Genomic DNA, 23,105 nt, shown 5'->3' on the forward strand with positions numbered 1-23,105 from the left:
GCCGCGGCGCTGCGCTGGTGGCCGCCGGTCGGCGTGCTGGCCACGTTGGCCCTGGGCTGGGCGGTCGGCCGCGGCTCGACAACTTTCGACGACTGGTTCAGCCAGCGCACCCGCGAGGTGTTCGGTGAGCAACCGCGGTGGCTGCTGGCCTTCACCAGCGGCTGGCTGGTACTCGCGGTGCTGGTGGGATGTCTGACGGTCACCCTGCTCAGGCGGCAGTGGGCGCTGGCGGCGGCGGTGCTGATCTGCCCGGTCGTCGTCACCGCGGCCGCCCAGGGCCTCAAACACCTCTTCGACCGCCGCAACGGCCCGTACCTGGAATATCCCAGCGGGCACACCGCGCTGCTGGTCGCGGTACTGGCCATGATGGTCGTGGTCGCCCAGGCCTGCCGGACGGCTCGGGCCGCGGCGCTGGCCCTGGCGGCGGCGGTGAGCGTGCTGGGCATGCTCGGGCTGGTGGCCTGCGGCTACCACTTCCTCACCGACACGCTCGGCGCGGCGATGCTCGCCACCGCGCTGGTGTGTGCTGCCGCTCGGTTAACGTCTGCGCTGTGATCGTGCTGCTGCCCCCGTCGGAGACCAAGCGCACCGGCGGCGACGGGCGGCCGCTGCGACTCGACGGCCTGGGGTCGCCGCAACTCACCGAACTGCGGGCGACGCTGGTCGACGAGGTGGTCGCGCTGGCCGCCGACCAGGCGGCCAGCCGGAAGGCGCTGGCGCTCTCGGCCGCCCAGGACGCCGAGATCGAACGCAATGCATTGCTGCGGACCGCGCCGACGGCGCCGGCGATCAACCGATACACCGGGGTGCTCTACGAGGCGCTCGACGTCGATTCGCTGCGCGGCGCGGCGGCGGCGCGTGCGACGGCCCGGCTGGCGGTCGGTTCGGCGCTGTTCGGGCTGCTACGAGCGACCGATCAGGTGCCCGCCTATCGTCTCTCGGCGACCTCGAAGCTGCCCGGACAGCCCGGTCTGGCCAAACGCTGGCGGCCGGTCCTGGAGCCGGTGCTGGCCGAGATCGCCGCGGCCGAACTGGTCGTCGACCTGCGCTCCGGCGCCTATGCGTCGCTGGCCAGGATCCCCGGTGCCGTGCGCGTCGACGTCGTCGCCGAACACCCCGATGGCCGGCGGGTCTCGGTCAGCCATTTCAACAAGGCCCATAAGGGCCGGCTGGCGCGGGCGCTGGCCTCGACCAAGGCCGAGCCGGACGACGCCGCGGGGGTGGCAGCGACCGCTCGGCGGGCCGGGATGCGGGTGGAACGCGACGACCACCGATTGACCGTCGTGGTTGCGGCATGAGCGGCGACAATGGCCGAATGGCGACGCTGCGGATCCTGATGCTGGCTGTGCTGATCGCCGGCTGGGTGCCGGCCGGGCCGGCCGCGGCGGCCCCCGCGGGCGACGTGCCGCCGCTGCCCGCAGCCGCTCGCGCGGCCGGTTTCGTCGACGTCCGCAGCGCAGTGCCCGACGCGATCATCGATCTGCGGTACGCCACGGCCAACAACTTCACCGGCGTACAGCTGTATCCGGCGAACGCCCGGTGCCTGGTGCACGAGTCGCTGGCCCCGGGTCTGGCGGCGGCAGCCGATGTCCTGCGCCGCCGCGGCCGAACCCTGGTGTTCTGGGACTGCTACCGCCCGCACCAGATCCAGGTCCGGATGTTCGAGGTGGTGCCGGACCCGAATTGGGTTGCCCGGCCGGGCTCGCTGGCCCGCAGCCACGAGACCGGGCGGTCGGTCGACGTGACGACCGCCGACCCGCAGGGCCGGCTGGTCGAGATGGGCACCGGCTTCGACGACTTCTCCCCCCGCGCCGCTGCGTTCGCCGGGGGGATCGGCGCGCGGGCCGCCGCCGAACGCGCCACCCTGCGCGAGGCGATGAGCGCCGGCGGCCTCGCCGTCTACCCCGCGGAGTGGTGGCACTTCGACGGGCCGGGAGCCGGCGTGGGCAGACCGATCCTCGACGTCGCGGTCAACTGAGCGGCGGGTCGGCCAGGTGCCGTTCCACCGACGCCACCTTGGTGGTCATCGCGTCGACCGCGCCGGCCCGCCAGTCGGCCTTGATCACGGTGCTCACTCGCGGCGATCGGGCCGCCACCGCCTCCACCGCCCGCTGCACGACGGCCATCGCCTCGGCCCAGCTGTCGCTTTCGATCACGGTGAACATCGAATCGGTGTGATTGGGCAGACCCGACTCGCGAACCACCCGCACCGCTTCCGCGACGATCTCACCGACTCCCTCGCCCACCCCGAGAGGCGTGATCGAGAACGCAACCAGCACCGACACCTGACGACCCCTCCCGAAGTTCCCAGCCTGAGCGTACCTACCATCGAGGCCGTGCGGGTTCTGGTGCAACGTGTCTCGTCGGCGCGGGTCACGGTCGACGGCGAAACCGTCGGCGCCATCGCCCCCGACGGGCAGGGGCTGGTGGCGCTGGTCGGGGTCACCCACGATGATGACGTGAAGAAGGTCCATCGGCTCGCCGAAAAGCTTTGGCAGTTGCGCATTCTCGATGAGCAACGATCGGCCTCGGATGTCGGCGCACCGATCCTGGTGATCAGTCAGTTCACCCTCTACGCCGACACCGCCAAGGGGCGGCGACCGTCGTGGAACGCCGCGGCGCCCGGCGCCGTCGCCGAACCGTTGGTCGACGAGTTCGCCGAGGCGCTGCGGAAGTTGGGCGCGCAGGTGGCGACCGGGCGATTCGGGGCGCACATGGCGGTCGAACTGGTCAACGACGGCCCGGTGACCGTGCTGCTGGAACTCTGAGGCGAAAACGGCTTCGGCACTGCCGACGGTCACTATCGTCGAGGGGTGACCGAGATCAGCGACACACCATCGATGCCGATGTCGCGAAGAGTCCTCTGCGGCGGGTACGCAACGATCGCAGCGGTCGCCTTCGTCGCAACCTTGATCCAGAACACGCGCTACCAGGTCGTCGCCCTGGACTTCTTCAGCAGCTTCTGGCGAGAGACGCGGGTGACGCCGGCGTCGCGCTCGGTCACGATCGACATCCTGATGTTCGGTCTGGCCGCGGCTGTACTGATGGTGGTCGAGGCACGCAAACACGGCGTGCCATATGTCTGGGCCTACCTGGTGGGAGGGCTGTTCATCGGGATCAGCGTGACGTTTCCGTTGTTCCTGATCGCCCGGCAGCTGCGGTTGAATCCCACCGAGACGCTGAAGCTTCCGGCCAAGGACATCGTGCTGCTGATTCTGCTTGCGGCCGTGGTGTTGGTCTCAGTGCTCTGGATCAGCGCAGGGTAGCCGACACCGGCGGCAGATAGATGCCCACCAGGCTGCGATGCCACCACGCCCGATCCCGCCGGCGCTCGGCCGGTGTGGTGAAGCGATACTCATAGAGCAGCGCCCGCACGTAACGCGGCGGCTCGTCGGGAAACGGGTTGTGGCGCAACAGTCGCAACGTATCGCGGTCGTTGCGCAGCAGCCGTTGCAGCAGGGCGTCGCGCCACGGTTGCGCGTAGGACGGTGAGAGCGCGGCGAACCACATCAACCAGTCCAGTCGCAGATGGTACGGCGCCCATTGCCGCGGAAGCCGGTCGGGTGCACCGGGTTTGCCCTTGAACTCGTATTCGTGCCAGACCGTCCGGTCGGTGAGTTCGGTGGCTGCGGTTCCCTCGATCACCACTTCCCGGCGGCAGCGGCCGACGGTGCCGAACGCCCCGTAGCTGTTGACCAGATGAAACGGGTTGAACGAGACGTTCATTCGCTGATCCCGTGAGACCAGGTTGCGCACCGGCCAGTAGCTGAGCACGACCACCGCGGCGGTGAACGCGATCACCAGGGCGATGAACCACACAGGGGATTCCGGGAGCTCCGGGGGCCGCAACCCGGAAAACCGTCCGGTGACCCAGGATTGGTCGATCGCGCCGGCGGCCAGCACGATCGTCACCCAGTTCAGCCAGGCGAAGTTGCCGGAGGCCACCAGCCACAGTTGGGTGACGATGATGATCCCCGCCGCCACCCCGGCGATCGGCTGGGGGGCGAACAGCCCGAACGGCACCACCAGTTGGGCGAGGTGATTGCCGGCGGCTTCGATCCGGTGCAGCGGCTTGGGCAGCTGGTGGAAGAACCAGCTCAGCGGGCCCGGCATGGGTTGGGTCTCATGGTGGTAGTACAGGCAGGTCAGGTCACGCCAGCAGGAGTCGCCGCGCAGTTTGATCAGCCCCGCCCCGAACTCGATCCGGAACAGCAGCCACCGGGTCAGCCACATCACCAGCACCGGCGGTGCGACCCGGTCATTGCCCAGGAACACCGCCAGCAGCCCGGCCTCCAGCAGGATCGATTCCCAGCCGAACGAGTACCACGCCTGGCCGACGTTGACGATTGACAGATACATCACCCACAGCAGCAGCCAGATCGACATCACCGCCCACAGCGGTACCAGTTCGCCGGCGCCGGCCACCAGCGCCGCCGCCAGCGCCGCGCCGGTCCAGCAGCTGCCGGCGAAGAACCGATCCGAGTAGTGCAGCTGGAAAATGCTGGGCGCCATCCGAAATGACCGCCGGCGCAGATACCGCGGCACCGGCAGCATGCCGTTCTCGCCGATCAGCGCACGGAATTGCCGTGCGGCGGCGACGAACGCGATGAGGTAGACCGCGGCGATGCCGCGCTGCAGCACCAGCCGGCCCAGCCAATAGCCGGATCCGTCGAACCACGCCCACTGTGTGTCCACGCCCGCAACTCCTCGGTGTGACGTTCATACCACCGGTCGCGGGTCGCCATCAGCCGGTTGACAATGTGCGGCGCAGCAGATGCATCGCCACCGTCGTCGACCGTTCCCGGACGTCGGCCCGGTCCCCCGGCAGCCGGGTCGTCCGGGTGAGCCGCGTGCCGTCGCCCAGGGCCACGCAGAAACAGACCGTGCCCACCGGCTTGTCCGGCGTTCCGCCACCGGGCCCGGCGATTCCGGTGATCGCCACCGCGGTGTCCGCGGCGAAGCGGCGCAGCGCGCCGGCGGCCATCGCCTCGGCCACCGGTTCGGAGACCGCCCCGTGCTCGGCGATCAGAGCCGGGTCGACGCCGAGCAGGTCCGCTTTCGCCTCGTTGGCGTAGGACACCACCCCGCCGGCGAGGTAGTCCGACGCCCCGGGTGGGTCGGCCAGTCTGCCCGCCAGCAGACCCGCGGTGCAGGATTCCGCGGTCGCGATCCACCGGCCGGCCAGCAGCCGCGCCACCAGATCGTCGATCCGCGAACCGTCTTCGGAGAAGATCGCCCGGGCGTGCCGCTCACGCAGCACCGCCAGCAGTTGGCTGTAGGCCGCCGCCGCGTCGGGCTCGTAGCGGGTGACGATCTCGAGCTCGCCGCCGCGCAGACAGGTGGTGATCTCGAGCCGCAGGAAGTTCGGGATGACTTGTTGCGCGTATCGCAGCGTGTCGGCCAGACCGGACTCGGGCAACCCGAACATCCGCACCGTCTGCTGTTCGTAGTGGGTCCGCCCAGCGATCGCGAGCTGCACCTCGGGGGTGCCGATCGCCTTGTGCCACATCGGTTGCAACTCGCGCGGCGGGCCGGGCAGCACCACTACCGTCGGGGTGCCGGGCACCACCACCCCGGGGGCGGTGCCCACCGGGTCGAGCACGGTCGAGCCGGCCGGGATCATCGCCTGCTTGCGGTTGGCCGCCCGGACCGTCGCGAAGTCCGGGGCGCCCGGACCGCTGTAGCGCGCCATCATCGGCTTGAGGATCTCGGCGATCCTGGCCTCCAGTGCGGCGTCGAGCACCACATCCCGGCCACAGAACCGGGCGACGGTGTCGACCGTCAGGTCATCGGCCGTCGGCCCCAGACCGCCGCTGGTGATGATCAGGTCGACACCCTCGCCGGCCAGGAACCGCAGCTGTGCCTCGATGTCGCGGGGCCGGTCGCCGCAGATCGTGATGTGCGCCAACTCGACTCCCAGTTCCAGGAGCCGGTCGGCCAGCCAGGGTCCGTTGCGATCTGCGATCCGCCCGGTGAGTACCTCGGTACCGGTGACCACGATTCCTGCGCGTGCGCTCACCGGTCCGAGATTACGGCCTCAGCGTCAGGGCAAGCCGGGAATCAGCATGACCTCCATCGGCGTCACCGGAGCCGACGGCGCGAACGCGCCGGGCACCATCGTGGTCGGCGCGGCCGCCACCGGTGTCGTGCCGCCGAAGTTCGGCAACGGGAACGGCAGCACCGAACTCAGGTTGGCCGGGAACCCGGGCAGTCCGGGCATCCCGGTGGCCTGGGTGGCCGGCGTCGAGGTCTGCGGCACGTTGAGCGTGGCGGTGGCGATCGGCGACTGCGCCGGCGAGGCGGCGGGCGCCAGCGACGTTCCAGTCAGCGCGGAGGCGGTGGTCGCCAGCAGCTGCTGTGGAATGGTCGTCGAGGACGCGACCATCTGCTCGACCACACCCGGCAGCCCCGGGTTGATCGGAGCGACGTCCGCGGCGGCGGCGGCGCTGGACGCGAGCGCCCCCAGGAACAGTCCCGCGGCGGCACCGGCCGCGACGGTGAGGTACTTACGGATTCGTGACATGGCTTCTTCCCCATCCCGATAACAAAAACAAGGTCGGGACCGAAGTTAGCCGTGTGAAAAATGCTGCCCGAGTGACACGAGGGGCGGTTATGCAACCGTTGCGAACCGGAGCCGCCCCGGTTACCGAGGCCCTACCTGGCCAGCCAGCTCTGGATCTTGCCCAGCTCGGTGGTGTAAGCCAGCAACACGGAGTCCTCGTAGTGCGCGCCGCCGTTAAGCTTGTCGGCATCGCGCCACACGGCGTGGACCTGGAAGACCCCCCGGGCGTAGATGTCGACGCGCTCCCGCTGGGTGCGCTGCCAGCCCAGCTGCTCGGCCTGCGCGGCCAGGGGCTGCCGCAGCTCGGTCGCAGTGGTCCCACTGGTGTCGGTACTCATTTGCGCCGGTCCGTTTTCGCCATAGGCCGAACACGCTATCAGCTGCCGGTTTCGCCACCACCGGTGCGGCGCGTGACCACCACCGTCGGCGCGGCCGGCCGTAACATCGACGCCGATGACCAGCGATCTGATCGCCGAGATCGGCGACACCGAGCCGGGTGCCCGGATCGGGGCGTTCTTCGACCTGGACGGCACGCTGGTGTCGGGGTTCACCGCCACCGCACATGCCGGCGACCGGATCCGCCGGCGCCAGGCCCGGGCCGGGGAGGTACTCGGCGTCGTCGAGGCCGCCGTGCGGTACCGGTTGGGCCGCATGCAATTCGAACGACTCCTGGCGCGCGCGGCGGGTTATCTGCGCGGCGAATCGATCCGTGAGCTCGACGAGGTCGGTGAGCGGCTCTTCGCCGACCACATCACCGGCCGGATCTACCCGCTCATGCAGCAGGTGGTCCGGGCCCATCAGCAACGTGGCCACAGTGTGGTGCTGAGCTCCTCTGCATTGACCATCCACGCCGAACCGGTCGCCCACTACCTGGGTATCGGACAGGTGCTGTGTAACCGGTTCGAACTCGACGAACAGGGCCTGCTGACCGGCGACATCGTCAAACCGGTGGTGTGGGGCCGCCAAAAGGCGGCTGCGGTGCAGCGGTTCTGCGCGGACAACGGGGTCGACCTCGGCCAGAGCTTCTTCTACGCCGACGGTGACGAGGATGCCGCGCTGATGTCGCTGGTGGGCCGGCCCCGGCCGGTCAATCCGCGGCCCGGGCTGGCGGCGCTGGCCGCCGGGCACGGCTGGCCGGTGCTGCATGTCAGCGGTCCCGGCCGTGCGCCCGGCCGATCCTTGCGTCGCGCCGCCGGTTTCGGGGTGGCGGTGCTACGGGCCTTACTACCGAGCGCGCCACCCGCTGACCCGGTACACGATCGGCGGTAGTGTTGGGTCCAAACGGCTCACCTGGTGGCCGACTGGTGTCGGCGCGCCCGGGTCTGGTACTAAATTAGAACACGTTCCACTTCAATCCGCCGCCCTGTGAAGGAGTAGATCATGCACACTCCCCTCTGCGACGAACTCGGTATCGAGTTCCCGATCTTTGCTTTTACGCACTGTCGCGACGTGGTCGTCGCGGTGAGCAAGGCCGGCGGTTTCGGGGTGCTCGGCGCGGTCGGCTTCACCCCTGAGCAGCTCGAGATCGAGCTGAAGTGGATCGACGAGAACATCGGCGATCATCCGTACGGCGTGGACATCGTCATCCCGAACAAGTACGAGGGCATGGAGTCCACGCTGTCCGCCGACGCCCTGACCAAGGAACTGCAGTCGATGGTGCCCCAGGAACACATCGACTTCGGCAAGAAGCTGCTCGCCGACCACGGCGTCCCGGTCGAGAACGCCGATGAGGACAGCCTGCAGCTGCTCGGCTGGACCGAGGCGACCGCCACCCCGCAGGTCGAGGTGGCGCTACAGCACCCGAAGGTGACGATGATCGCCAACGCGCTCGGGACGCCGCCGGCCGACATGATCAAGCACATCCACGAGTCCGGCCGCAAGGTCGCCGCGTTGTGCGGCTCCGCCAGGCAGGCGCAGAAGCACGCGGCGGCCGGCGTGGACATCATCATCGCCCAGGGCGGCGAGGCCGGCGGGCACTGCGGCGAGGTGGGGTCGATCGTGCTGTGGCCCGAGGTCGTCAAGGCCGTGGCACCGGTGCCGGTGCTGGCGGCCGGCGGCATCGGCAGCGGTCAGCAGATCGCCGCGGCCCTGGCGCTGGGCACCCAGGGCGCCTGGACCGGTTCGCAGTGGCTGATGGTCGAGGAGTCCTCGAACACCGAAGCCCAGCACGCGGCCTACATCAAGGCCAGTAGCCGTGACACCGTCCGCAGCCGCTCCTTCACCGGAAAGCCGGCCCGGATGCTGCGCAACGAGTGGACCGAGGCGTGGGAGGCTCCGGAGAACCCCAAGCCGCTGGGCATGCCGTTGCAGTACATGGTCTCCGGTATGGCGGTGCGGGCCACGAACAAGTACCCCAATGAGAGCGTCGACGTGGCGTTCAACCCGGTGGGCCAGGTCGTCGGCCAGTTCACCAAGGTGGAGAAGACCTCGACCGTCATCGAGCGCTGGGTGCAGGAGTACCTCGAGGCGACCAGCACTCTGGAAGCGCTCAACGAGGCTTCCGGCGTCTGACCGGTTCACCGTCCGGCGGCCAGAAACGGTTGCGCCACAACGACGCCGACACCGAGCACCACGAACGGCGCCAGTAGCGGCAGCCACGGCAAACTCCAGGGGAACGCCGTGGCCGCCGAACCGGCGACGGTGAACCCGAGGGCGGCGATCACGGTCGGCAGCGTCATGGTGCCGGCGTGCCGCAACACCAGGTAGCCCACCGCGGTCAGCCCGGCCACGGCCGCCGAAACCGTTGGCGGATCGCTGATCCCGATCGCAACGACTGCCAGCAGCACCGCAGCCGTCGCGGCTGCGCGCCACCGGAAACCAGCCAGCACCGCACCGGCGGCGGCCAGCGCCGCGCCGGCCGCCACCCCGGATGCGCCGGCGGCGACCGTCGCCGCCATCGCCATCCCGCACACCCCGGACAGCACCAGCGGCAGGGTGGCGGCGCCCGCCGGATCCCCCATCACCGCACCACCGTCGGACGGTGGGGCTGTGTCGCCAGCAGCATCGACTGTTCCAGTGTCTGCTGTTGCGGCCACGATGCGACGTCGACGCCGATGGTGGCCATGTCGCGGTACATGGCGGTGCGCTCCAGCATCCAGATTCGGGCGACCAGCGGATCGGGGTCCTCCTCGAACGGCGGGCCGGCCAGCACGTCGACGGCGAGCACCACGTGCCCGCGTTTGCGCAAGTCGGTCAGCGCGAGCGCGAACTCGGTGTCCAGCAGGGTGGAGAACGCGATGATCAGGGCACCCGGCGGCACCGCCGCCCGGGGTGCGAGCGTCCCGGTGGTGTGCTCGAAGCCGCCGCCGGCTCCCAGCACGGCGTCGACGATGCGATAGAACTGGCGCTGCCCGATATCCGCGCCCACCCAGCGCGGTTGCCGGCCTCCGAGCGCGACGACGCCGGCGCGGTCACCGTTGCGCAACGCGGTCTGCACCACCTGCGCCGCGCCGAGCACCGAGCGTTCGGTCGCGGCCGTCGCGGGCCCGCGCGGCTGCGGGTAGCCGTCGATCAGCACCACCACGTCGGCGGCCCGATCGGTCAGCCGTTCGGTCACGTGCAGCCTCCCCCGTCTCGCGCTGACCGGCCAATTCACCGAACGCAACGGATCACCGGGGAGGTAGGGGCGGATGTCGGCGTACTCCACGCCGCGGCCCGAATGCCGGGTCAGGTGCGTCCCGACCCGGTCGAGCAGTTCACTGTGCGGGATCGGGGTGGCCTGCGGGGGCGCTGACGGGAACACCGCGACCTCTGCGACCTCGACGGTGGCCGTCCCGGCCAGCAACCCGCCCCGTGCCGCCGCGGCGACGGTGGCCCGGATCGGGTAACGGCCCCAGCGTTGCGCGTGGGCCGTCACGACCGTCGGGGACCCGGCGACACCACCTGCACTGTGCAGGCTCATCGCCTGGTGCCCCGACACCGCCACCCCGATCGCGCTCGCCTCGCCGGCGACCGCGGCGGCCCGGACCGTCAGCTCCACCGGCTCGGATTCGAAGCAGCGCTGCGAGTCCGGGTTCACGCCCACCCGGAACACCGGCAGTGCTGGCTGCCAGCCCAGCGAGCACAGCACGCCCAGCAGCGGCGCGGCGAAGGCGATCAGCTGCCAACGCGCCGCGCCCACCGCCACCACCAGCGCCAGGCCCGCACCGACTGCCAGAGCATGTGTCAATGGCGAAGCATGCCAGCGTAATTCGATATCGACGCCGGGGTCCTCGCCGGGGCTCTCGCCGGGCTCCGGGTGGCCCGTCACGGCGGCGCCGTATCCGATGCGGGTCCGGGCGCACCCTGGGTTCGCGGCACCGGAAGCCGTCGCAACAGTTCTTCGACCACATCTGCGCCCTGGATGCGCCGCACCCACATCTCCGGCCGCAGCGCGATCCGGTGTGCGACCGCCGAAGTGGCCAGCGCCTTGACGTCTTCGGGGATCACGTAGTCGCGGCCGAGCAACAGGGCGCGCGCCCGGGCGAGCTGGATCAGATCGAGTTCTGATCGCGGGCTGGCGCCGACGGCGACCTGCGGGTGGTGACGGGTGCCGTTGGCCAGTGACACCACGTAGCGCAGCACGTCGTCGTGCACGCTGACCTGCTCCACCGAATCCCGCATCGCCATCACATCGTCGGCGTCGACCACCTTGCGCACCGTCGGCAGCGCGGCTCCCCGGTCGAGTCGCCGGCGCAGCATGGCCGCCTCGCCCTGCTCCGACAGGTAACCCAGGCGCAGCCGGATCGCGAACCGGTCCAGCTGCGCCTCCGGCAGCGGGTAGGTGCCCTCGTACTCGATCGGGTTGTCGGTGGCCAGCACGATGAACGGTGCGGCCAGCCGGTGAGTCTGCCCGTCGATGCTGACCTGCCCCTCGGCCATGGCCTCCAGCAGGGCGGCCTGCGTCTTGGGCGGGGTCCGGTTGATCTCGTCGGCCAACACCAGGTTGGTGAAGATCGGCCCGCGCCGGAACTCGAAACGGCCCGATGCCATGTCGTAGACGGTGGTGCCGAGCAGATCGGCCGGCAGCAGGTCCGGGGTGAACTGCACGCGGGTGAAGTCCAATCCGAGCGCGGCGGCGAACGATCGCGCGATCAGCGTCTTGCCCAGCCCGGGCAGATCCTCGATGAGCACATGACCGCCGGCGAGCACCGCGGTCAGAATGAGCCGCAGCGCGGGACGCTTGCCGACCACCGCCTGTTCGATCTCGTCGAGCACGGCGGTGCAACGCTCGGCGGTGGTCTCCGCCGTACCGGACAGCCCCGCGCTCACCGCTGCTCCAACCGGTACAGGATCTCTTCGAGCACCGCGCGTCCCGGGCCGTCCCCGCGGTCTGAGGCAGGGGCGACGTTGCCGGGGTCGACCCAGGGCCACAGCTCCGCACCGAACAGCATCACCCCGGTGGCGTTGAACGCCTCGTTCTTCGCGCGCCGCTGACCGGTGGAGACCTCGAATCGGCGGGCCAGGATGGGTCGCCAGCGCCGATCCCAGTCGGCCCTCGTCGACTCCGCCCAGCGGATTCTGGCCTCGGTGCCCGACAGCCACCGCCGCAACGACTCGCCGGGCTCGTCGAGCGCCGACGGCGCCGCCGAGCCGCGCCCACCGGCCCCGAGCAGCTGGCGGATGCCCAGCAGTGGGACCGCGACCGCCAGGCCGGCGCCCCACAGCAGCAGCTGTCGCTGGTGGGTGAACAGCACCGCCAATTGCACCGCGAGCACCAGCAGCACACCCTGTAGCACAACGGTCTTCATGTCCGAGCCCGCAATTCGTCGAGCACCAGGCGCAGTATCGCGACCGCTTCGGCGCGATGCGCCTCTGTCATCAGGTGCGGGCTGAAACGCGCTTCGGTGAACAGCTCCACCAGTCTGGATGCGTTGCCGGCCGGCAACGCGTGGTGTTCGACGGCCCGTGCCAGCACCTCGGTGGGGGTATCGAATTCCCGCGGGGCGGCGTCGGGGACGTCGGCGAGATGGCGCTCCATCACCGCGTAGCAGGCGATGATCGCCTCCCGCGGCTCCCTGCTCCGGTCGGCGATCCGGGTCAGGCCGAGTTCTGCTGCCCGCGCCAGGGTTTCGCCGGTGGTCAGCGGCGGCGCGGCAGCCGGTGCGGCATCGATCAGCGGCGCAGCCGACGGGACCCGACGGGCACGTGCGACGACGAGCATCGCCGCGAGCAGCACCAGCAGGCCCGCGGTGAGCGCCAACAGATAGCCGAGCGGAGCCGGGCCGTGCGAGGGCGGGCGCAACGGGATGGCGGCCGCATCGTCGGAGCCGGTCGGCGACGCGGGCGCCGCACCGGGTGTTCCCGGCAACCCGGCCGGGATCGAGAAACGGTGTGCTGCACCCAGTCGCACCAACACCCAGACCGCCAGCAGCCACGCCGTCAGCACCGCCAACCCGATCAGCAGCACCCGCCACGGCGGCCGTCCCCGGTGGGCGCCGACCGTCCGGGACAACTCGCCGATGCTGCCGGGCGCGGCGCGCTGATCACGTGCCCGCTGGGCGACGGCGACCGCGACGGCCACGACGGAGGCCGCCAGCAGCGCGGCCAGGATGAGCTGTTCCACCGGGCCGGCCTCGGCGGGCCGCCGCGGGTGGTGGGCGACGCCGGGGACATAACCGCGCGTCGCCGCCCCGGCCGCGAGCACCAGCACGATCAGCGCGATCACCCGGCCGGGCGCCGTATCCGCACCGGCCCGCATCGGAGCAGCACTGGTCTGGGTGGCTCGCCGTCGGTGCGGCATGCCCAATACTGGCATGCCGGCGCGGCGGGCGGCCAGGATCGCCGGTACCGCGCCCGGCGCCGGGCACGGTCGGCTCAGCCGGTCCGCTCGTCGTGCCCGCCGAACTGCTTGCGCATCGCCGAGAGCACTTTCGCGCCGAACTCGAACAGTTGACGGGAAGCGAATCGGGCATACAGCGCGGTGGTGAGCACCGGAGCCGGAACACCCTCGTCGATGGCGGCGATCACGGTCCAACGGCCCTCGCCGGAATCCGAGACCCGCCCGGCGAATTCCTCCAGCGCCGGAGATTTCTGCAGCGCGCCGGCGGTCAGGTCCAGCAACCAGGAGCCGATCACACTGCCCCGCCGCCAGACCTCGGTGACTTCCGGGATGTCGATGTCGTATTGGTAGAACTCGGGATGGCTCAGCGGGGCGGTCTCGGCGTCGCCGCGTTGGTCCTGTTTGCCGATGTTGGCGTGGTGCAGGATATTCAGCCCCTCCGCGATCGAGGCCATCATCCCGTACTCGATGCCGTTGTGGACCATCTTCACGAAGTGCCCCGCTCCCGACGGGCCGCAGTACAGGTAGCCGTTCTCGGCTTGGCCGATCGCACCGTCACGTCCCGGCGTGCGCGGGGCGGCGTCGACTCCCGGCGCGATGGTGGCGAAGATCGGCTCGACGTGGTCGAACGCATCGCGGTCACCGCCGACCATCAGACAGTAGCCCCGCTCGCGACCCCACACCCCGCCGCTGGTGCCGCAGTCGAGCAGACGAATACCCTTGTCGGACAGCAGCTTCGAGTGCGCTATGTCGTCACGGTAATAAGAGTTCCCGCCGTCGATCACGATGTCGCCCGCGCTCAGCGTGTGGGCGAGTTCCTCGATGACCCCGCTGGTGATCGAGCCGGCCGGCACCATCACCCACACCACCCGAGGCGCAGGTAGTTTCTCCGCCAGCTCGGCCGGTGAGGACACCCCGGTGGCGTGGGTCTCCGCGGCCAGCGCGTCGACCACGTCGGCATTGTGGTCGTAGACGACGCATTCGTGGCCGTCATCGACCAGCCGCCTCACCAGGTTGGCGCCCATCCGCCCCAGGCCGATCATTCCCAACCGCATGTCCGTCCTCCTTTCACCGGGACCCGGCGCACGCCGGCAGCCAGGGCCGCTGCCAACTGCGGTGGCCACGGACCAGTGCCTGGGCGGCCTCCGGCCCCCACGAGCCGCGCTCATAGGGGTGGACCTCGCCGGGTTGTTCGAGCAACGGGGCCACGATCCGCCACGTCTCCTCGATACTGTCCTCCCGGGCGAACAGTCGGCGGTCGCCAACTATCGCGGAATGCAATAGCCGCTCGTAGGGCCGGATCGGTTCACCCAGATCGTGAGCGAAGGAGGAGTCCAGGTGGACGTCACGCCAGGCTCGAGCGTCCTGATCGTCTTGGGCCACCAGCTGCAGCCGCAGCCCCGGGTCCGGATCGATACGCAACACGATCTGGTTGCGTTGGGCCCGTTCCCGGTGCGCCATGAACGCCAGCGCCGGCACCCGGCGGGTGAACAGTCGGACCTCGGTGACCCGTTCGGGCAGTGCCTTGCCCGCGCGCAGGAAGATCGGGACGCCCGCCCAGCGCCAGTTCTCGATCTCTAGGCGCAGCGCTACGAAGGTCTCGGTCTGCGATCCGTCGGCCACGCCGGGGACCTCGGCATACCCGCGATACTGGCCCCGGACGTAGTGCGCCGGGTCCGCGGCGGGCATCGCGCGGAAGACCTCGGCCTTCTTGTCGTTGAGGTCATCGTCACCGGGTCCGACCGGCGGCTCCATCGCGACCAGCGCCAGCACCTGCAGCAAGTGGTTCTGCACCACGTCACGCAACGCACCGACGGCGTCGTAGAAGCCGCCGCGCTCCTCGACACCGAAGTTCTCCGCCATGGTGATGTGGATCTCGGCGATGCTGTGCCGGTCCCACAGTTCGGCGAGCGTGGTGTTGGCGAACCGCAGGCACTCCAGGTCGGCGACCGGCTGCTTGCCCAAGAAATGGTCGACCCGCAGGATCTGGTCCTCGCGCAGCACCGCGCGCATCCGGGCGTTGAGGTCGCGGGCCGAGGCCAGGTCATGGCCGAACGGTTTCTCCACCGCGACCCGGGATCGCTGCAGTAAGCCGGCCCGGCCGAGGTTCTCCACGATCGGGGCGAACAGCGACGGCGGCATCTCCAGGTAGTACAGACACGACTGATCGGCGCCGACCCGCTCGGCGAGCTGTTCGTAGAGGGCGGCATCGGTGACGTCCCCGGGCAGATAGGACAACCGCTGCGCCAACCGGCGAAACACCGCCTCGTCGAACGGTTCGCCGGTGCGACGGATCGCCTCGGCGGCCCGGTTGATCAACTCCTCGACGGTGATGTCGTCGCTGGCCACCCCGAGGATGGGGCCCTCCAGTAGCTTGCGACGCTCCAGGCGGTACAGCGCGCGAAAGGTCATTTTGCGGGCCAGGTCTCCGGTTATCCCGAAGATCACCAACCGCTGCGACGTCTCCTCAGCGCGTCCGCCCAAGTCCGGCACCTCCTGCGTGTTGCTGCTACCCCGCCCGAAGCTAGTGCAACCGCCTGGAAGAAAGCTGTCCGCCGCCGACGCTGGGCGCGCTCACGCGGTGGTCATCCGACCTGGGCGATCCCGGGCGGGAAGTACGGTCCGATACCCCCGGTGTAGACGCCGGGCTGCCAGCCCCGCGCGCCCAGGCACAACAGCGGCAGGCCGTCGGGCGACTGGGCGGCCGACTGCGGGTTCGGGCACGGTGAACCGATCTCCTGCACCCCGTAGAGCGGGTAGGAGATCTGCCAGAACCCGGTGTCCTTGGGCGGCCACTGGTTGGCGATGAAATGGCAGGCCAGCGCCTGGCCGTTGGGGCCGTGGCCGAAGGTGTAGCGCTCCCAGCTGAAGCACGCGTCGCCCTGCCGCTGGCCGTCGACCATTCCCGGCACATCACCGGGGTAGGCCCCGGCGGCCGGTGCGGCGCCGACGGCGGCTGCCCCGGCGGCTCCGGCGATGAAAGCAGCTGCAGCTAGTTCACGAATCATTCTTCAGCCCTTAGTCTGTCGATCCTGGCCAGCAGGCGGCCCCGCGGGGAAGCCTAACGGGTGTCGGCGGCGCCTCATCGCGAATCCGCCGAATGCCGCCGATGCACCGGGCGGCTAGAGTGCCGCAGATGACCGCGCAGGGACAGTTCGACGCATCGCACGGTCGGCTGCAGCTCAGCACGGGTGTGACCGGCCGCGCCGCGAAGATGGGTCATCGACTCACGATCGCCATGGAGCGCTGGCAGGCGGTGGTGTCATGGTCCGGCGAGCAGCCCACCGCGGCGACACTGACCATCGAGGTCGATTCGCTGCGGGTGCTCGGCGGTGAGGGCGGCATGACGCCGCTGACCGGTCCGGAGAAGGCGCTGATCCGCACCAACGCGCGCAACTGCCTCGCCGCCGACAAGTACGGCCGGATCCGCTTCGAGAGCAGCGAGATCGAGGCGACCGACGACGGCTATCGGCTGACCGGAGCCCTAGAGATTCGCGGGCGGACGAAGCCGCACGTCATCACCGTGCAGGTGACCGGGCTCGACCGCGCTACGTGGCGAGTGGACGGCGACACCGTGGTGCGCCACACCGACTTCGGTGTGCGGCGCTACTCGATGCTGATGGGGGCGATGCAGGTCGCCGACGAGGTGACGGTTTCCTTCTCGGCGACCGTATCGGCCGACGAGATCCGCGGGTCCTGACCCGGCGGCCGCAAGACTCAGCGGCCGGGAAGACGCGGAATTCGCTCGCGGAACCGCTCCAACAGTGACGCTCCACCGTGCGGCGGCGGTGCCGGCGGCTCCGGGAGCACATCCGTCCCGTCCCACAGCGCTCCGAACTCGACCGGTTCCTCCACAAGCTCGGCCGGCGGCGCCGGGGCGGCCGGCGGCGGCCCCGCGGGAGCACCGGGCGGCGGGGCGGCGGGGACCGCCACCCGCGCCACCGTCACGTGTTCGGGCGCTCGCTCATCCGGGAGGTCCCTGCTCGGGCTCAGTTGCAGGCTCACCGCGGCCGACACCGACGCCACGAACATCACCGCGCCCGCGGTCAGCATCGTCAGCGCCCCGGCGTAGGGCAGCGACATCGAACGCCCGGCGGCCACGGCCCGGCCGGTCCGACCCGCCGCCCGGGCACTCGCCAGCTCCGCGTGCGGCACCAGCGCCCGTGCGGCCCCGCGCGCCAACGCCTGCTGGGCTCCGGCCTGAACGAAGACCGGTAACGACAGTTTGGCCTCGAGCCGGCGCCCGAGCCGGTCCATGCCGCGCATGGAGCCGGTCACCGTCAGCACTTGCGGCCGCCGGCCGCCGGACCCGAAGGTGTCGGCCAGCCACTCGATCACCTCGTCGGTAGTACCGATCGGACAGCCGGTGATGATCGGATCCTCGCCGTCGGCGCCGTCGAACAGCACCAGGGTGGCCGATCCGGGTTCGATGACACAGACCGCGGTCTGTCCGCCGGGCGTGGGGACGCCCGTGGTCAGCGACGCCGCCGCCCGGCTGAATCGCACCGGCACCACGTTCTCGAAGCCGGCGTCGGCAAGCGCTTCCAGCAGCAGCGCCGCCCCGACCGCCGCTTCATCGCTCCAGGTCACCCCGACGCCGTGTAGCCGGTCGCCGCGGCCGGCCAGCGCGGTGCGAACTCGGGCGGCCACCGCCGACGCCGACGCGGCCATGCTCGCCGCATCCAGCCCGGCATCACCGCGGTTGATCCCGAACTCGTCCCCGGAAAGCGTCGGGCAGTGCTCGGCCCGTCCGTCTGCCATGACCCAGCCGAGCGTCGTCGGCGTCATCGCCAGCCCCAGTACCGTGTCCAAAATCGCGCACCCCAATCGTCCTGATCTGCGATGTCACCGCGTCGGCGGAGAGCCTTCGCCTCACCCGGGGTAGGGCTCGGCGGGCACCGGAACGGACCGGGGACAGCCCAGGACAGTGTGGTTTTGTCGGCTTACCGGAGGCGAGCCTACGCGTGTCCCGCGGTTGTGCCTAACCGGGTCCCGGCCCGAAATCGGGTATGCTATGTCGCGAGTCGGGTCCCGAGACGGCCGCCTAGTAGCCAGAAGCGGCCGTTGTCGCATGTGAGGGCCGACACACGAGTGGTGGCGTGCTTTGCGTCGCGATCGACAGATTAGCTACTTTGAAAATATTTCGAGAGCGTTCCGCAGACGACAAGGGGCAGGAATGACAGACGTGACCAAAGGGATGCGCTGGGTGCGCCGATTAATGGTTGGCGCGGTGGCCGCTGCAGCGCTGCCCGGGCTGATCGGCCTGACGGGCAGTGAGGCGACCGCATCGGCGTTCTCGCGGCCGGGTCTGCCGGTCGAGTACCTGCAGGTTCCTTCAGCGGGTATGGGCCGTGACATCAAGGTCCAGTTCCAGAGCGGCGGTTCGGGATCCCCGGGCCTGTACCTGCTCGACGGAATGCGGGCCCAGGACGACTACAACGGTTGGGACATCAACACCCCGGCGTTCGAGTGGTACTACCAGTCGGGCATCTCGGTGATCATGCCCGTCGGTGGCCAGTCCAGCTTCTACAGCGACTGGTACAAGCCGGCCTGCGGCAAGGCGGGCTGCTCCACCTACAAGTGGGAAACCTTCATCGCCAACGAGCTGCCCGCCTACCTGGCGTCGGAATACGGCGTGAGCCAGAGCCGCAACGCCGCGGTCGGTCTGTCGATGGCCGGTGCCTCGGCGATGAACTTCGCGATCTACCACCCGGACGTGTTCACCTACGCGGGTTCGCTGTCGGGCTACGTCAACCCCTCCGACGGCAAGAGCTGGATCGGCCTGGCCATGGGTGACGCCGGCGGTTACAAGAAGGAAGACATGTGGGGCCCCGACGACGACCCGGCGTGGGTGCGCAACGACCCGACGCTCAACGTCGCCAAGCTGGTCGCCAACAACACCCGGCTGTGGGTCTACTGCGGTAATGGTCGCCCCAATGAGCTGGGCGGCGACAACATCCCCGCGACGTTCCTCGAGGGCAACTTCATGATCGGGCAGAACAAGAAGTTCCAGGAGGCCTACACCGCGGCCGGTGGCAGCAACGCCGTGTTCAACTTCCCGGACTACGGCACGCACAGCTGGGAGTACTGGGGTGCTCAGCTGCAGGCGATGAAGCCGGACCTGCAGAGCCACCTCGGCGCCAGCGCCGGTGGCGGCGAAGGCTAAACATCCGAGCCACCACTGAGCCCCATCCGATTCCGGATGGGGCTCAGTGCTTTCTCGTGCTTTGTCCCCCAGAGTCCTACCCCGCTGCCGCGAACATGATTGGATGGCGATCATGCAGGGTTCGGCAACAGTTCACATGGCAGCCCCGGCAGAGCGGATCTGGGATCTGGTGACCGACGTCCGCAGCATCGGGCGATTCTCCCCCGAGACATTCGAGGCCGAATGGCTCGACGGTGCCACCGGCCCGGCGGTGGGCGCCCGGTTCCGCGGACACGTCCGGCGCAACGGGATCGGGCCGGTGTACTGGACGACATGCCGGGTCACCGAGTGCGAGCCGAATCGGGTGTTCGGCTTCGAGGTGCTCGCCGGTGATCGAGCGTTGAACCGGTGGCGCTATGAGCTGACCCCGACCGCCGATGGCACCGACGTCACCGAGTCATTCCGGCTGGCCGACTCTTTTCTGACCAAGGTGTACTACTACCTGTTCGGCGGATTTCTGCGGCAGCGCAACAACATCCGTGACATGCGGCTCACCCTGGAGCGCATCCGCGTCGTTGCCGAGCAGGGCTGATACCGGCTTCAGCTCATCACGTCCGGATCGGCCAGCGGCAGCAACAGCGACGACGGCGCCGGCCCGCCCTGGTGCAGGCGGTAGGTGCCGCCGGCCAGCGTTCGGCGCGCGGGCGCGGTCGGAACCAGGTGCGGGAAGTCGTAGGTGGTCAAGGTCAGCCGCAGCCTATGCCCCGGGGTGATCATCGCGGCGGTCGGAAAGATCTCGATCTCGTAGCCGGTCAACTCCCCCGGTTCGACTGGCCGCGCCGCCGACCTGGTGCTGAGGTGGTGCGGGTGCAGGACGGTGCCGTCCGGCAGATACCAGGTGCGGTCGGGGTCCAGCTCCCGATGCGAACCGAGCAGCGCGCCCTGGCTCAGCGGGCGGTTGACCCCCTCCGGGGCGACGTCGTCGAGATGGGCGACCAGCAGTGTCTCGGTGGTGTCGGCCGTCAACTGCACGCTGAGGGTGATCGGCCCGGCGAGCAGGACCGGCGAGTCGAACGCCTCGGTTGTGTAGGTCAATGCGCCCCGCTGCAACCGCCGGTTGTCCTGATCGTGACGAGTGCGGCTGCCGGCCGCCGCGATCATGAAACTGTTGAGCCCCAACGACCACTGTTCCAGGCTGCGCCCCGACATCGGGCCGCGCGAGCGGTAGGGCAGCACGGCCACGCTCTGTTCGGCCGGGGCCTCGGCCACCAACCGGCCCTCGGGGGCCAGATACAGCCGGGTCGGAGTCGCTTCGGGGAGCGGGTACTCGCGGCTGTGGTACCAGCGGCGGTCACCGATCGCCTGGAAGGTGAACGGGGAACTCGAGATCGCGGCGTCCGCATCGTCTTTGAGCCAGTGGTCGAACCAGCGCAATTGCAGATTCTGCAGGTGCAGGCCGCCGAAGTCCGAGACGTGGTACCAGGGGCCTATCATCAGCCGGATCCGGTCGGTCACCGGTTGTCCGGGCTGCATCGGGGCGGTCGCCGGGCGGCCCACACTGGCGTTCTGCAGGCCGGCATAGTTCAGCGGCGCTCCGCGCTGGAAGGCGTCGTGCCAGCCGCCCACCAGGAAGACGGCGACGTTGTTGGCGGCGATCGCGGCCAGCACCCGGTCGGGTCGCATGCCATCCCACAACGGCCCGTCGTAGGCGGCGTCACCGCCGGCGCGCACTTCGGCGGTCAGCGGCCCGAAGTAGCTGCGCTGGTCTCTGCCGCGCTGGCGCACGGCCGCGAGCCCGCCGGAGCGGGGCCGCTCATGTCCGCCCCGGGTGAAGAACTCCAACGTCGGGTTGACGACATTGAGCAGCGAGTACACCGCTCCGTAGCCGCGCACCGCAGGCAGGTGAGGCGTTCCGCCCATTGCGGCGACATCCCGGTAGAAGTCGTTGGCGGCCATCACCGGGAAGATCGCCTTCAGCGGCGAGTCCGGGCCGACCGCGGCCGCGGTGAACAGTTGGTTGATCGCCAGGTAGGAGATGCCGAACATACCGACCCGGCCGTTGGCGTTCGGCAACGTCGACGCCCAGGCGACCAACTCGGCGCCGTCGCGGGCCTGGTCGGCGCTCAACATCTCGAACGATCCACCGGATGCCCCGGTGCCCCGGACGTCGACCATCGCCTCGATGTAGCCGCGCCGGATCAGGTGCGGGGTGGGCCCACCGCCGATCTGCGCGGCCGGGGGCGGGGCCAGCTTGCCGTAGGGCGTCACCGAGAGCAGCACCGGGAACGGCCCGGCTGCGGGCTCCCCGGTCTCGCGCACCGTCGGGAAATGCACGTCGGCGCGCAGCACGACGCCGTCGCTCATCGGCACGGCCACGTTGCGCCGCACGCCGACGCCGTACTGTGCGGGGGGCACGGTCCACTCCGGGCTCAGCGGTGAGGCGCTGGTCTTGCGCGGACGCGCGTGCCGCGACTTCCGCACCGCAACACCGGCGACCCCCGCCGCAGCGACTGCCGCCAGCATCAGTGTGACGTTGCGCGCCGTCCGCGGTTCCGGCATGACCACCTCCCGCCCCAGACTTTAAAGGTGCACCCGTCCCGCTCGGACACCTGACCGGTGGCCGCGTATATTCCGGCATGTGAGTCGTAGGCCGGAACCCGGAGTCGGCAAGCCGCCTGACCTCAAGCAGATCGTCACCGAGATGTGGCAGGCACTATCGCGTCGTGACTGGGACGCGGTGAAAGCCTTTCTGGCGCAAGACTGCATCTATGTCGACATGCCGGTGGGACCGGCCGCGGCCGCCCGCGGACCACACGACATCATCAAGCGCCTCAAGGTCGGTCTGGAGCCGCTGGCCGGCTACGTCAACCACCCGGGGCTGCTGGTCGCCGAGGGCTCCGACGTCGTCTTCGAGCACTCCGAGACCTGGACCTGGGCCACCGGCGAAACCGCGCTGTTGCGCTTCGTCACCGTGCACAAGGTGGTCGACGGCGAGATCACGCTGTGGAAGGACTACTGGGACATGGCCGGCCTGACCGCCCACGCCCCGCCGACCTGGCTGGCGGATCTGGCCGACGCCGACATGTCGTGGGTGTTCGACGCCACCGGGCTGATCTGACCGGGGCGTCCGTCGCGGGCGGGCGTCACACCCGGCTGGGCAGGGTGAACGCGCAGGCCTGACCGATGTCCATGGTGCGCAGAAATCGCCCCATGCCCAGCCACAGTGCGCACGACAGCGCGAGGTCGGCGAGCAGCTCGTCGCTGAAGTGCTCGGCGCACCGCGACCAGAAGTCCTCGTCGTCGCGTAGCCCGGTGTGGTCGGTGGCGAAACGGTGGGCGAACTCGGCGGCGAGCCGTTCGGCGTCGCTGTAGCCCGGCCAGCTGCGCCATTCCGACACATGGTCGTAGAGGTCCTCGCTCACGCCGGCCGCCGGACCGTCGGCGTCGCGGGTCTTGACGCACACCGCGCACTCGTTGTCGAAGGCGATCACCATCCGGGCCAGCTCCCGGGTGCGCATCGGCAGCCGGCCGTTGTTGTAGACCGCGGTGCTGAATCCACCGATGCCCGCAGCGAGTTCGGGCGACTTGGCCATCCAGGCCATCAGGTCATCTGCGGGGAAGTCTCCGATTCGGCTCAT

General features: G+C 69.9%; 27 protein-coding genes. 11 read left to right on the top strand and 16 right to left on the bottom strand.

Annotation, left to right across the window (positions count from 1 at the left end; all coding sequences use genetic code 11):
- Positions 1-33 precede the first annotated feature (33 nt).
- Genes AWC24_RS08505 through AWC24_RS08515 form a run of 3 tightly spaced genes read left to right on the top strand, consistent with a single transcriptional unit; the run spans position 34 to position 1,978 of the window.
- Positions 34-555, top strand: coding sequence for a phosphatase PAP2 family protein (locus AWC24_RS08505; RefSeq protein ID WP_085083892.1), 522 nt, complete (start codon positions 34-36; stop codon positions 553-555).
- Positions 552-1,298 carry a peroxide stress protein YaaA gene (yaaA, locus tag AWC24_RS08510; protein WP_085083894.1) on the top strand — a complete coding sequence of 249 codons (747 nt, stop codon included), beginning with the start codon at positions 552-554 and terminating at the stop codon, positions 1,296-1,298. Before AWC24_RS08505 ends, yaaA begins: the two co-directional genes overlap by 4 nt.
- Positions 1,299-1,336: 38 nt before the next feature.
- Positions 1,337-1,978, top strand: coding sequence for a M15 family metallopeptidase (locus AWC24_RS08515; protein ID WP_234807306.1), 642 nt, complete (start codon positions 1,337-1,339; stop codon positions 1,976-1,978).
- On the opposite strand, the gene AWC24_RS08520 is transcribed toward AWC24_RS08515, so the two are convergent.
- A complete protein-coding gene (locus AWC24_RS08520; protein WP_085083896.1) occupies positions 1,971-2,285 on the bottom strand; it encodes an MTH1187 family thiamine-binding protein in 315 nt (104 codons plus the stop codon). The two genes, AWC24_RS08515 and AWC24_RS08520, sit on opposite strands and share 8 nt — an antisense overlap.
- 51 nt (positions 2,286-2,336) lie before the next feature.
- Between AWC24_RS08520 and dtd the strand changes: the two genes are divergently transcribed.
- Together dtd and AWC24_RS08530 are read left to right on the top strand one after the other, a co-directional pair.
- Positions 2,337-2,768: a D-aminoacyl-tRNA deacylase gene (gene dtd, locus AWC24_RS08525; RefSeq protein WP_085083898.1), complete on the top strand. Its 432-nt coding sequence runs from the start codon at positions 2,337-2,339 to the stop codon at positions 2,766-2,768.
- Positions 2,769-2,813: 45 nt separating this feature from the next.
- Positions 2,814-3,266, top strand: a complete 453-nt coding sequence (locus AWC24_RS08530; RefSeq protein ID WP_234807301.1) for a DUF2834 domain-containing protein — start codon at positions 2,814-2,816, stop codon at positions 3,264-3,266.
- Here the strand turns inward: AWC24_RS08530 and AWC24_RS08535 are convergent.
- From AWC24_RS08535 to AWC24_RS08550, 4 genes are all read right to left on the bottom strand, one after another.
- Complete coding sequence (locus AWC24_RS08535; protein WP_085083900.1) at positions 3,253-4,695, bottom strand: lipase maturation factor family protein; 1,443 nt, start codon at positions 4,693-4,695, stop codon at positions 3,253-3,255. The genes AWC24_RS08530 and AWC24_RS08535 overlap by 14 nt on opposite strands.
- 49 nt (positions 4,696-4,744) lie before the next feature.
- Positions 4,745-6,019, bottom strand: a complete 1,275-nt coding sequence (locus AWC24_RS08540) for a competence/damage-inducible protein A (RefSeq protein WP_085083902.1) — start codon at positions 6,017-6,019, stop codon at positions 4,745-4,747.
- Positions 6,020-6,043: 24 nt separating this feature from the next.
- Positions 6,044-6,523 (bottom strand): MotB domain-containing protein, encoded by a 480-nt coding sequence (locus AWC24_RS08545; protein WP_085083904.1) that lies wholly within the window; start codon positions 6,521-6,523, stop codon positions 6,044-6,046.
- A 131-nt stretch (positions 6,524-6,654) separates the two neighbouring features.
- Complete coding sequence (locus tag AWC24_RS08550; protein WP_085083906.1) at positions 6,655-6,900, bottom strand: hypothetical protein; 246 nt, start codon at positions 6,898-6,900, stop codon at positions 6,655-6,657.
- Positions 6,901-7,015: 115 nt separating this feature from the next.
- Here AWC24_RS08550 and AWC24_RS08555 point away from each other — a divergent pair, with 115 nt between their 5' ends.
- Both AWC24_RS08555 and AWC24_RS08560 read left to right on the top strand, forming a co-directional pair.
- The gene (locus AWC24_RS08555; protein ID WP_085083908.1) at positions 7,016-7,831 is read left to right on the top strand and encodes an HAD family hydrolase; all 816 of its coding nucleotides are present in this window, start codon (positions 7,016-7,018) and stop codon (positions 7,829-7,831) included.
- Positions 7,832-7,942: 111 nt separating this feature from the next.
- Entirely contained in the window at positions 7,943-9,073 is a 1,131-nt protein-coding gene (locus AWC24_RS08560) for a nitronate monooxygenase (protein ID WP_085083909.1), read from the top strand.
- A 5-nt stretch (positions 9,074-9,078) separates the two neighbouring features.
- On the opposite strand, the gene AWC24_RS08565 is transcribed toward AWC24_RS08560, so the two are convergent.
- The 8 genes from AWC24_RS08565 to AWC24_RS08600 all read right to left on the bottom strand — a co-directional run bounded on the left by AWC24_RS08565 (position 9,079) and on the right by AWC24_RS08600 (position 16,330).
- Positions 9,079-9,522, bottom strand: a complete 444-nt coding sequence (locus AWC24_RS08565; RefSeq protein ID WP_085083911.1) for a hypothetical protein — start codon at positions 9,520-9,522, stop codon at positions 9,079-9,081.
- Positions 9,522-10,811 carry a DUF58 domain-containing protein gene (locus tag AWC24_RS08570; RefSeq protein ID WP_085083913.1) on the bottom strand — a complete coding sequence of 430 codons (1,290 nt, stop codon included), beginning with the start codon at positions 10,809-10,811 and terminating at the stop codon, positions 9,522-9,524. Before AWC24_RS08570 ends, AWC24_RS08565 begins: the two co-directional genes overlap by 1 nt.
- Positions 10,808-11,800, bottom strand: a complete 993-nt coding sequence (locus AWC24_RS08575) for an AAA family ATPase (RefSeq protein WP_085084057.1) — start codon at positions 11,798-11,800, stop codon at positions 10,808-10,810. The genes AWC24_RS08570 and AWC24_RS08575 overlap by 4 nt, the downstream gene beginning before the upstream one ends.
- 8 nt (positions 11,801-11,808) lie before the next feature.
- Positions 11,809-12,291 (bottom strand): hypothetical protein, encoded by a 483-nt coding sequence (locus AWC24_RS08580; protein WP_085083915.1) that lies wholly within the window; start codon positions 12,289-12,291, stop codon positions 11,809-11,811.
- The gene (locus AWC24_RS08585; protein ID WP_085083917.1) at positions 12,288-13,283 is read right to left on the bottom strand and encodes a DUF4129 domain-containing protein; all 996 of its coding nucleotides are present in this window, start codon (positions 13,281-13,283) and stop codon (positions 12,288-12,290) included. The genes AWC24_RS08580 and AWC24_RS08585 overlap by 4 nt, the downstream gene beginning before the upstream one ends.
- Before the next feature lie 74 nt (positions 13,284-13,357).
- The gene (gene gnd / locus AWC24_RS08590; RefSeq protein WP_085083919.1) at positions 13,358-14,377 is read right to left on the bottom strand and encodes a phosphogluconate dehydrogenase (NAD(+)-dependent, decarboxylating); all 1,020 of its coding nucleotides are present in this window, start codon (positions 14,375-14,377) and stop codon (positions 13,358-13,360) included.
- 13 nt (positions 14,378-14,390) lie between these two features.
- Positions 14,391-15,815: a glucose-6-phosphate dehydrogenase gene (locus tag AWC24_RS08595; RefSeq protein WP_085083921.1), complete on the bottom strand. Its 1,425-nt coding sequence runs from the start codon at positions 15,813-15,815 to the stop codon at positions 14,391-14,393.
- A gap of 92 nt (positions 15,816-15,907) precedes the next feature.
- Positions 15,908-16,330 (bottom strand): hypothetical protein, encoded by a 423-nt coding sequence (locus AWC24_RS08600; protein WP_085083923.1) that lies wholly within the window; start codon positions 16,328-16,330, stop codon positions 15,908-15,910.
- A gap of 128 nt (positions 16,331-16,458) precedes the next feature.
- Here AWC24_RS08600 and AWC24_RS08605 point away from each other — a divergent pair, with 128 nt between their 5' ends.
- The gene (locus AWC24_RS08605; RefSeq protein ID WP_109560375.1) at positions 16,459-17,022 is read left to right on the top strand and encodes a YceI family protein; all 564 of its coding nucleotides are present in this window, start codon (positions 16,459-16,461) and stop codon (positions 17,020-17,022) included.
- Between the two features lie 17 nt (positions 17,023-17,039).
- Here the strand turns inward: AWC24_RS08605 and AWC24_RS08610 are convergent, their stop codons facing one another.
- Positions 17,040-18,134 carry a DUF7159 family protein gene (locus tag AWC24_RS08610; RefSeq protein WP_085083925.1) on the bottom strand — a complete coding sequence of 365 codons (1,095 nt, stop codon included), beginning with the start codon at positions 18,132-18,134 and terminating at the stop codon, positions 17,040-17,042.
- A 364-nt stretch (positions 18,135-18,498) separates the two neighbouring features.
- Between AWC24_RS08610 and AWC24_RS08615 the strand changes: the two genes are divergently transcribed.
- Both AWC24_RS08615 and AWC24_RS08620 read left to right on the top strand, forming a co-directional pair.
- Positions 18,499-19,488: an esterase family protein gene (locus AWC24_RS08615; RefSeq protein ID WP_085083927.1), complete on the top strand. Its 990-nt coding sequence runs from the start codon at positions 18,499-18,501 to the stop codon at positions 19,486-19,488.
- A 112-nt stretch (positions 19,489-19,600) separates the two neighbouring features.
- Positions 19,601-20,059: an SRPBCC family protein gene (locus AWC24_RS08620; RefSeq protein ID WP_085084061.1), complete on the top strand. Its 459-nt coding sequence runs from the start codon at positions 19,601-19,603 to the stop codon at positions 20,057-20,059.
- Positions 20,060-20,067: 8 nt separating this feature from the next.
- Here the strand turns inward: AWC24_RS08620 and AWC24_RS08625 are convergent, their stop codons facing one another.
- Complete coding sequence (locus AWC24_RS08625; protein WP_234807307.1) at positions 20,068-21,831, bottom strand: CocE/NonD family hydrolase; 1,764 nt, start codon at positions 21,829-21,831, stop codon at positions 20,068-20,070.
- A gap of 274 nt (positions 21,832-22,105) precedes the next feature.
- Between AWC24_RS08625 and AWC24_RS08630 the strand changes: the two genes are divergently transcribed.
- Positions 22,106-22,585, top strand: a complete 480-nt coding sequence (locus AWC24_RS08630; protein WP_407663423.1) for a nuclear transport factor 2 family protein — start codon at positions 22,106-22,108, stop codon at positions 22,583-22,585.
- Between the two features lie 25 nt (positions 22,586-22,610).
- Here AWC24_RS08630 and AWC24_RS08635 read toward each other — a convergent pair whose 3' ends face one another.
- Positions 22,611-23,105: a carboxymuconolactone decarboxylase family protein gene (locus tag AWC24_RS08635; protein WP_085083929.1), complete on the bottom strand. Its 495-nt coding sequence runs from the start codon at positions 23,103-23,105 to the stop codon at positions 22,611-22,613.

This window comes from Mycolicibacter senuensis (genome assembly GCF_002101885.1).
Lineage (GTDB): Bacteria > Actinomycetota > Actinomycetes > Mycobacteriales > Mycobacteriaceae > Mycobacterium > Mycobacterium senuense.

What these genes read in the sequence shown, in the direction of transcription:
- AWC24_RS08515 (WP_234807306.1), top strand. Translation starts at nt 1,337, where the DNA reads ATGCTGGCTGTGCTGATCGCCGGCTGGGTGCCGGCCGGGCCGGCCGCG.
- AWC24_RS08545 (WP_085083904.1), bottom strand. Translation starts at nt 6,523, where the DNA reads ATGTCACGAATCCGTAAGTACCTCACCGTCGCGGCCGGTGCCGCCGCG.
- AWC24_RS08550 (WP_085083906.1), bottom strand. Translation starts at nt 6,900, where the DNA reads ATGAGTACCGACACCAGTGGGACCACTGCGACCGAGCTGCGGCAGCCC.
- AWC24_RS08555 (WP_085083908.1), top strand. Translation starts at nt 7,016, where the DNA reads ATGACCAGCGATCTGATCGCCGAGATCGGCGACACCGAGCCGGGTGCC.
- AWC24_RS08560 (WP_085083909.1), top strand. Translation starts at nt 7,943, where the DNA reads ATGCACACTCCCCTCTGCGACGAACTCGGTATCGAGTTCCCGATCTTT.
- AWC24_RS08565 (WP_085083911.1), bottom strand. Translation starts at nt 9,522, where the DNA reads ATGGGGGATCCGGCGGGCGCCGCCACCCTGCCGCTGGTGCTGTCCGGG.
- AWC24_RS08580 (WP_085083915.1), bottom strand. Translation starts at nt 12,291, where the DNA reads ATGAAGACCGTTGTGCTACAGGGTGTGCTGCTGGTGCTCGCGGTGCAA.
- AWC24_RS08585 (WP_085083917.1), bottom strand. Translation starts at nt 13,283, where the DNA reads ATGCCGCACCGACGGCGAGCCACCCAGACCAGTGCTGCTCCGATGCGG.
- gnd (WP_085083919.1), bottom strand. Translation starts at nt 14,377, where the DNA reads ATGCGGTTGGGAATGATCGGCCTGGGGCGGATGGGCGCCAACCTGGTG.
- AWC24_RS08600 (WP_085083923.1), bottom strand. Translation starts at nt 16,330, where the DNA reads ATGATTCGTGAACTAGCTGCAGCTGCTTTCATCGCCGGAGCCGCCGGG.
- AWC24_RS08605 (WP_109560375.1), top strand. Translation starts at nt 16,459, where the DNA reads ATGACCGCGCAGGGACAGTTCGACGCATCGCACGGTCGGCTGCAGCTC.
- AWC24_RS08615 (WP_085083927.1), top strand. Translation starts at nt 18,499, where the DNA reads ATGACAGACGTGACCAAAGGGATGCGCTGGGTGCGCCGATTAATGGTT.
- AWC24_RS08620 (WP_085084061.1), top strand. Translation starts at nt 19,601, where the DNA reads ATGCAGGGTTCGGCAACAGTTCACATGGCAGCCCCGGCAGAGCGGATC.
- AWC24_RS08625 (WP_234807307.1), bottom strand. Translation starts at nt 21,831, where the DNA reads ATGAGCGACGGCGTCGTGCTGCGCGCCGACGTGCATTTCCCGACGGTG.
- AWC24_RS08635 (WP_085083929.1), bottom strand. Translation starts at nt 23,105, where the DNA reads ATGAGCCGAATCGGAGACTTCCCCGCAGATGACCTGATGGCCTGGATG.